Annotated in this window: 1 protein-coding gene; it reads left to right on the forward strand. The window is 37.0% G+C overall.

Annotated elements, in window-relative coordinates:
• Positions 1-1525 precede the first annotated feature (1525 nt).
• The gene (locus ACFO3G_RS03455; protein WP_380078014.1) at positions 1526-2665 is read left to right on the forward strand and encodes a TonB-dependent receptor; all 1140 of its coding nucleotides are present in this window, start codon (positions 1526-1528) and stop codon (positions 2663-2665) included.
• The last annotated feature ends 119 nt before the right edge of the window (positions 2666-2784 follow it).

Below are 2784 nucleotides of genomic sequence, written 5' to 3' on the forward strand. Positions count from 1 at the left end.
CCGGGCGGACGCCAATCCCCCCGGTGTTTTTCATGCCCGCCTGACGGATGAACTAAACAATGAAAGGAAATGATTAATTTTGACTCAAAGATAAATCTCCTTTACACACTTTTTGGGATACTACCATTATTAGTGTCCCATAAAGGTAGTGTTCCAATTAGTGTGCCTGTCTATCTTCTAAGATAAATTTATTAAGCCCAATTGTCGGTAGAAATCGGAGCACAACTTAGATTCAAATATTCTAAGCCATTTGGATTTTTATAACAACACACCTTGAGAGTGGTTAGGTGAAATTAAGCTATTGACAATCATCCATAAGACTATAAAGCAATGATATACAATGTATTAATAGAAATAATTTCTAATAACGATTATTAGGATCTGCAATCAATGACAAATCTGGGTTAAAGACGAAGAATAAGAAGAACCTGTAGGACAATTTCAACCGTTACACACATTCAGCATCAGAATTAACTATCATTTGTAAAGAATAATCTCTATCAAAGTGATAAGACTCAATGATAACGATTGCTTTTATTAAGTTAAAAGGACCATTTCGTCAGTAGAGCAGTGTATTAGACTCAATGATAACAATGGCTTTTATTAAGTTAAAAGGACCATTTCGTCAGTAGAGCAGTGTATTAGACTCAATGATAACAATGGCTTTTATTAAGTTAAAAGGACCATTTCATCAGTAGAGCTGTGTATTGGACTCAATGATAACAATTGCTTTTATTAAGTAAAAAAGGTGTGACTGTCAATTGGAAGAGACAGCCCACAATTCCATATTTTGATATATTGCTATCGGGTAAAAGTTTTGGCAGCCTGACAAACTTGGATTTCATATAAACTGCTCTCTCGATTGCTCACTAATCAAAAGGTATTACTTATTCTGAGGCATTAGCCTGTAAATCATGCTTAGTTTTTCGAACCGGCAACTTTCAATAGATTCAAAAAAGGAAAACCGTCCATTTTGGCAAACCCTGCTCCATAAGGCATTCGCTTGGATCAAATGCTGATTTATGACCCAATCTCGCAGGTGCCTTTGTCTGGCCATCCGACTTTAGAATCCAAAGGGGCTTATCTATCAAAATTGAAATGCTCATCCGCATAAATAAGGTGTTTGGGAGGCTTTAATATGCCCTTATCTACCTTAATCACAGCAATAATTTTGATACAGCCTCTCTATTGTTCAATCTGCAATGATAGAACCGCAATATTTGATTATCATTTTTGTATATGAAGGAGTTAGGGAGATTTATGAATGTACCATCGAGTTGATTGTAGCGCCAAGATATATCACAGACAGCTGTATAACAGCAGTTTACACTTATTCTGAATAGACTTAATGTCAATCACATTTGCAATCAAATACAGATCACATTAGTGTATATTTATATGTATTTTGCATTTATAATACCATATAATAAACCTTATAAGCATATATACACCCATATATTATTTATATAATTTAGCTATTAATCCTGTTTTTATTATTACTTTTGCTCATCAATTTTATGAAGATATGAAACAGTATTTAGGCATTATTCTGCTTGCCGGTCTACTATGCACAAGTGCAAAAGCAGAAGAGATAGACTCAGTCAAGGTCAAAAAGATCGATTTGAATGAATTGGTAGTTGTTGGATTTAAACAAGATCAGACAGCTAAAGTACCCGGGAGCATATCCAATTTGTCCGGTCTGCTACTCAGATCTAATGAGAGGCAATCTGTTGCCGATCTTAGTTCGTTGGTCCCCAATTTATTTATTTTGGACTATGGGTCACGACAAAATACACCTATCTTCATCCGTGGAATTGGAAGTAAGGCCTTATCACCATCTGTTATCTTCTATGTTGATGGAGTTCCCTCTTTTGAGAATTGTGCTTTTGATACCGACCTCGATGGTGTTAGCAATATTGAGATCTTACGTGGACCTCAAGGAACTCTGTATGGGAGAAATGCAATTGGAGGTATCATTAATATCTACACCCCATCGCCTCTGAAAGAGTCATTTCACGAATTCAAGCTCGGCTATGGAAGTAGAAATGACATTCGAGTTTCGACCAACAACAGTTTTAAGCTAAGCAATCGCTTTGGTATGCTTGTGCAAGCTAATTATCATCACAACGATGGATTTTTTGAGAATCAGTTTACACACAAGAAGACAGATAAACTCAATGACATATCCTCCCGAATCAAAATGTCATGGCAAATGACACCACGGTGGCAGGCAAGCATTTTAGGAAGCTACACCTATACCGATCAAAATGGGTACCCATATGGGATATATGATACGACTACGAAAAAGACAAAGGATGTCAATTACAACAGCCCCTCATTCTATATCCGAACACTTGCCACATCCGGACTCAACTTCAGATACTCGGGAGACAATCTCAAATTCAATTCTCAGACAAGTTACCAGTTTGTCAAGGACCATCAACGCATGGATCAAGACTTTACCCCGATCAAACTGTATGAGATCAGTCATAGACTAAAGCAAGATCTTGTGTCACAAGAATTAACCTTAAAATCCAACAATTCATTTTACAGTTGGATCGTAGGGGCATTTGGTTTCGTACAGAAAAAAAATGAAAAGGTCTCTGTAGGTTATTTCAAAGGGATCCCCAGAGTAACTTCCAATCCTATGGAGAAATACCGGTAGTATCCCAAAAAGTGTGTAAAGGAGATTTATCTTTGAGTCAAAATTAATCATTTCCTTTCATTGTTTAGTTCATCCGTCAGGCGGGCATGAAAAACACCGGGGGGATTGGCGTCCGCCCG

This window comes from Falsiporphyromonas endometrii, assembly GCF_042654485.1.
Classification (GTDB): domain Bacteria; phylum Bacteroidota; class Bacteroidia; order Bacteroidales; family Porphyromonadaceae; genus Porphyromonas; species Porphyromonas endometrii.